A 5,353-nucleotide genomic window follows, 5' to 3' on the forward strand; every position below is an offset into this window, starting at 1 on the left:
GGGGTGCGCGGGCGGTTCGCCCGCGCACCCCTTCGTCGCATTCACTCGTCGGCCCGGGCGCGGGTGCTGCCGCGTCACGTTCTGTGATTTGCGAGGGCACCTACCTGAAGGTGCTCGCCGACCATTTCGTCGCCGAGGACCTCATCACCACCGAGGAGCGAACGGGCCTGCCCTCGCTCCGCTACCGCCGGCGTGCCCGCAAGCAGATGAAGAAGCAGCACGGCCGCAAGGCCCTACGCGGCCTGCGACGCGAACAGGTACGCCTGCTCATATACCACGGCCGCTACGGCGCCGGCCCGCAACTGGCCGACCACGAGTACGCCGTGCGCCACGCCCGGGCCGAGCTGGTCACCGCCGAGCGCGCGAAGTAGACCCTTTCATCGCGGTTCAGGGCAGGATGCTGGTCTCGCTGGTGTTCAGGTGGGCCCGGTGTGAGGCGCCGCAGCCGGTCATGTCGTCCTGGAAGTTGGTGCCGTTGCTGACCCAAGACGGGATCACGACCGCGTCGGGAGAGCTGTTCACGCCCGCGGTGGCGGCGCTGCCGCCGGTCACCGTGAGCGCCGCGGCGGCGACCGCGGCCATCCCGACCGCGTAGAGCTTCCTCATGGGTTACCTCCATAAGGTCGGTTCCCCTCGACCGTAACCCGCTCACCGCCCGTCCCGGTACCCCCATCCGTCCGGAGCAGCCCGGCGAGCCGGTTGTCGACGAGGTTGAACAGCGCCGCGCAGACCACCGCGAGCACGACGACCAGCAGGGCGTTGCGCAGCGAGGCGGGCTAGTGGCAAGGCCGTGACGTTTAGGTGGTCGTCGGTTTGTCAACGGGTTGGTGGCTCGCGGAAGGCGGGACATGGCTACGCGGAGCCGGAACACGGCTACCGGACGGCGGGACACGCCCGGCGAGCCGGCTCGCCGGCCGGCATGTCCCGCCCTCGCGTAGCCATGTTCCGGCCTGGCGTAGTCGTGTCCCGTCTTCGCGACGAACCTGACAACGAACCGTCCCGCTCAAGGGCCGGCAGATCAACAAAACGATGACGCCTGGTGAGCGAAATATCATCAGGCGTCACCGGTTCGCTCAGGGCAGGCCGTTCAGGAACGGCTCGTGGGCGTTCTGGAAGGCGAAGCCGAAGAACCGGTCCCAGTTGATGGACCAGGTCATCAGCCCGCGGATGCCGGGTGAGGTGCCGCCGCGCAGCGTGTAACCGCCGCAACTCTGGTTGCGGGCCAGGCAGTTCAGCGCGGCCTGGACCGCACCCGGCTCGGTGAAGCCGTTTCCGGCGGGCTGGGCGGCGGGCAGGCCGAACGCGATCTGGTCCTCGCGCAGGCCCGGGAAGCGGATTCCGGTGTTGGCCACGGTGAAGCCGGCCTTGACCATGTCGGTCATCGCGATGTGGAAGTCCGCGTTGCCGATGTTGTGGAACTGGCCGTCCAGGCCCATCACCGGGCCGGAGTTGTAGTCCTGCACGTGCAGCACGGTCAGGTCGTTGCGCATCGCGTGGATCACCGGGAGGTATGACCCGGTGCGGTTGTCGCCGGCGCTGGTGCCGCCGTAGAACTGGAAACCGACCTGCACGAAGAACGTCTCCGGCGCCATGGTGAGCACGAACCGCGCGCCGTAGCGGGCCTTCAGCGTGCGCAGCGCGGAGATCAGGTTGACGATCACCGGTGTGGTGGGGTTGCGGAAGTCGCCGTCCCCGGCGTTGAGGAACAGCGAGTGGCCCTCGAAGTCGATGTCCAGCCCGTCCAGGCCCCACCGGTCGAGGATCGCCGCCACCGAGCTGACGAACCGGTCCCGGGCCGCGGTGGTGGTGAGCTGCACCTGGCCGTTCTGCCCGCCGATGGAGATGAGCACCTTCTTGCCCTGCGCCTGCTTCGCGCGGATGGCGGCCAGGAAGTCCGCGTCGGACTCCACGTTCGCGCACTCGCTGGCCGGGCACCGGGTGAACCGGATGTCGCCCGAGGTGACCGACGTCGGCTCGCCGAACGCCAGGTTGACGATGTCCCATGCCGCCGGTACGTCGGCCATCCGCAGGTAGCCGGATCCGTTGGCGAAGCTGGCATGCAGGTAGCCGATCAGCGCGTGCCGCGGCAGCCCGGTGTTCGTGCAGCCCGTCGTGGTGGCGCTGACCTCCGCGGAGTGCGCGGACTCGCCGGAGCTGTTGAACGCCGCGATGGCGTAGCTGTGCGAGGTGCACGCGGTCAGCCCGGAGATCGTCGCGCTCGTCGTGCTCACGGTGCTGATGATGGAAGTGCCCTCGTAGACCCGGTATCCGGACACGGTGCCGCTGGATGCCGTCCAGGACAAGGCAACCGAGGTGTTGGTGACCGTGCCGAGGGTCGGGTTGCCCGGCACCCCGGGCCCGCCGGGCCCGCCCGGCGGGCCGTTGCCCGGCCCGTCCAGCACGACGTCGTCGGCGTTGTACGTGCCCTGGCCGTACCAGCCGTGCAGGAAGAGCTCCGCGGAGGTCTGGCCGGCCGCCGTGGTGAACGACAGGCTCAGCTGGGTATACGTTGTCCCGCCCGGGGTCCACGTCGACGGGCCGCCGGTGATGCCGAGGTAGACGAAGTTTCCGCGCACCCAGGCCGAGACGCTGTAGGTGGTGCTGGGCACCACGGTCACGGTCTGGGTGCACTGCGCGGTGTCCGACGAGCTGGCCGCGCCGGCCAGCGCGGACGCTCCACTGTGGACCGGACTGGGCACCGTCGAGCCGAGCGAGCACGTCCAGCCGGACAGTCCCGACTCGAACCCCGGGTTGGCGAGCTGGTTGGCCGCGCTCGCCGGGCCGGTACCGGCGATCAGACCGGCCGTGATCAGGAGAACGGTGAGGAGAACCAGGCGCTTCATCGTGACGCTCCTCAGGGCAGGGTGTTCAGGAACGGGCGGACCGTGCGGGCGAAGTTGTTGCCGTTGCGGACATCCCAGTTGATCGACCAGGTCATCGCGCCGCGGATGTCGGGGTAGGTGCGCGGCGGGCGGAAGCTGCCGCAGTTGGTGCCCCGGGCCAGGCAGTTCAGCGCGTCGTTGACCAGCGACGGCGCGACCACGCCACCGCCGGCCGCGCCCGGTCCGGCCGGGAGGCCGAGCGCCACCTGGTCCGGCCGCAGCCCGTTCTCCAGCTGGATGCAGGCCAGCGCGGTCATGAAGTTGACGCTGCCCTGGCTGTAGGCCTGGTTCTGGTCGCAGCCGAGCATCGAGCCGGAGTTGTAGTACTGGGTGTGCACGACCGTGAGGATGTCGCGGATGTTCAGCGCCAGCTGGAAGTACGCCATCCCGGTGGTCTGCATGTCGATGGTCTGCGGCGCCATCGTGATGATGAAGTTGGCGCCGACGGCGTTGCGCACCGAGCGCAGCGCCTGACCCATGAACGTCGGGTTGACGCCGTTCTCCAGGTCGATGTCCACGCCGTCGAAGCCGAACTGGGTGATGAGCGAGCGCAGGCTGCTGGCGAAGTTGTTGGCCGCGGTGGAGTCGCCGACCGAGATGGTGCCGTTCTGGCCGCCGACCGAGAGGATCACCTTCTTGCCACGCGAGTGCATCGTGGCGACGTCCGCGGTGAAGTCCGCGTTGGTGTAGCCGCCGAGCGAGCTGGACAGGCCGGAGTCGACGTTGAACGTGATCGCGCCCGGGCTGCCCGTCGCGTCCGCGAACGCCACCGCCACCACGTCGAACTCGGCCGGCACGTCGCGCAGCCGCAGGACCGTCGAGCCGTTGTTGAAGTTGTGCCAGTAGCCGGTGAGGAAGTGCCGGGGGAGCGGGCCGGTCGTGCACCCGGAGGTGGTGCCGGTGACCGCGGTGCTCCGCGGCGACTCGCCGGCGCTGTTGAACGCGGCGACCGTGTAGGTGTGCGACGAGCAGGCGGCCAGGCTGCCGATCGTCGCCGTGGTGCCGGCCGGGGTAGCCACGACGGTGTTCCCCTCGAACACCCGATAACCGGTCACGGTGCCGCTGGAAGCGTTCCACGCCAACGAGATGCTGGTGCTCGCGGTGGCGGTGACGCGCAGGTTGCCGGGCGTGCCGGGAACCCCGGTGCCGCTGCTGGTGGTTCCGGAGACGCTGGCGCTGCGGGGCGACTCGCCGGCGGAGTTGAACGCGGCGACCGTGTAGGTGTGCGTGCTGCCGGCGGCGAGGCCGGTGATGGTGGCCGTGGTGCCGGTGGGTGTGGCCACGACCGTGCTGCCCTCAAACACCCGGTAGCCGGTGACCGTGCCGCTGGAGGCGCCCCAGGACAGGGTGATCGAGGAGGACGTCACGGCGGTCACGGTCGGATTGCCCGGCCGGCCGGGGGGTTGGCCGGTGCCGCCGCCGCACGGGGAACCGTTGACCGTGCAGTTCGCCGGGGTGCCCGGGCCGGCGCCGTTGAATCCGAACGAGACGGACGCGCCCGCGGCCAGGGTGCCGTTCCACGAGGCGTTGTTGAAGATCACGTGCTGGCCGCTGCCGGAGCGGACCGAGTCCCAACTCGTGGTGATCGTGGTGCCGGCCGGGAGGTCGAACTCCACCCGCCAGCTGGTGATCGTCACGGTGCCGCCGTTGGTGACCGTGTACTTGCCTTCCCAACCGGTTCCCCAGTCCTGGACCTTGGTGAACGTCGCGGTCTCCCCGGCCGCGCTGGCCGTGGCCGGCAGCAGGAGCGCGCCGGCGAGGCCGAGGACGAGGGTGAGGACGCCGAGCAGCAGCCGGCGAGCGGGGGCAGGGTTCATGGCTGGCTCCCGGGAGGTGTGCGTCGTTGCACGGTGCAGGGACGGGACGTGCGCGCCTAACCATATTGTCTAGACCAATTTCGCCAAGTTGTCCAGACCAAATGGTGTGGACCATGGCCCCCCGGGCACCATAACGAGCCTGCACATCGTATACGATGCGCCATCCGACCGGCTGGATCTAGCGCAAGTTCAAAGTGCGCTGAGGTCGGCAAATCTTTGGCGAGGGCGGCCGCCCCACGGTGACCAGGGCAGGGCGAGGAACGAGCCCTGCCCGCAGGCATCGTCAGCCGACCACCCACGACACCCGACCACCCACCCCGGCCCGCAACCACCCCGCCAACCCGACCCGAGGCCGGCGCCGAAGGCGCTGGGCGGCCTTGCCCGAGCTAGAAAACACAGCTAGCCCAACTGGAGGTTGCTCCTGCCATACCTCCTATGTATGGTGCGGAAAGCGCTTTCCGAGGAAAACGCTTTCCGCGTCGGTCCACGGCAGGGGTGAACGGATGTCCCGGGACAGGCGGTATTTACTGGCAGTCCTTGCGGCGGGAGCGATGGTGGCGTTCACCGCGCCACCCGCGTCCGCGGAGTCGGTCCCGGTCACCGACCCGATTCCCGAGCAGCCGATCGTGTCCAACCTGGCGCTGACCCTGCAGG

General features: G+C 69.4%; 4 protein-coding genes. 1 reads left to right on the forward strand and 3 read right to left on the reverse strand.

The features are described from left to right. Positions 1 to 371: hypothetical protein (locus tag VGR06_RS15760; RefSeq protein WP_327559824.1), on the forward strand; the 371-nt coding region annotated here is incomplete at its 5' end. 16 nt (positions 372 to 387) lie between these two features. Here the strand turns inward: VGR06_RS15760 and VGR06_RS15765 are convergent. The 3 genes from VGR06_RS15765 to VGR06_RS15775 form a co-directional block, all read right to left on the reverse strand. Continuing rightward, entirely contained in the window at positions 388 to 606 is a 219-nt protein-coding gene (locus VGR06_RS15765; RefSeq protein WP_327559825.1) for a hypothetical protein, read from the reverse strand. Positions 607 to 1,073: 467 nt separating this feature from the next. After that, on the reverse strand, positions 1,074 to 2,843 hold the full coding sequence (locus tag VGR06_RS15770) for a chitinase (protein WP_327559826.1): 1,770 nt from the start codon (positions 2,841 to 2,843) through the stop codon (positions 1,074 to 1,076). An 11-nt stretch (positions 2,844 to 2,854) separates the two neighbouring features. Then, positions 2,855 to 4,699, reverse strand: a complete 1,845-nt coding sequence (locus VGR06_RS15775; protein ID WP_327559827.1) for a cellulose binding domain-containing protein — start codon at positions 4,697 to 4,699, stop codon at positions 2,855 to 2,857. Between the last annotated feature and the right edge of the window lie 654 nt (positions 4,700 to 5,353).

The organism is Actinophytocola sp. (assembly GCF_036002505.1).
Lineage (GTDB): Bacteria > Actinomycetota > Actinomycetes > Mycobacteriales > Pseudonocardiaceae > DASYTH01.

Excerpts from the sequence above, each read along its gene's own strand:
- VGR06_RS15765 (WP_327559825.1), bottom strand. The coding sequence starts at position 606 with ATGAGGAAGCTCTACGCGGTCGGGATGGCCGCGGTCGCCGCCGCGGCG.
- VGR06_RS15770 (WP_327559826.1), bottom strand. The coding sequence starts at position 2,843 with ATGAAGCGCCTGGTTCTCCTCACCGTTCTCCTGATCACGGCCGGTCTG.
- VGR06_RS15775 (WP_327559827.1), bottom strand. The coding sequence starts at position 4,699 with ATGAACCCTGCCCCCGCTCGCCGGCTGCTGCTCGGCGTCCTCACCCTC.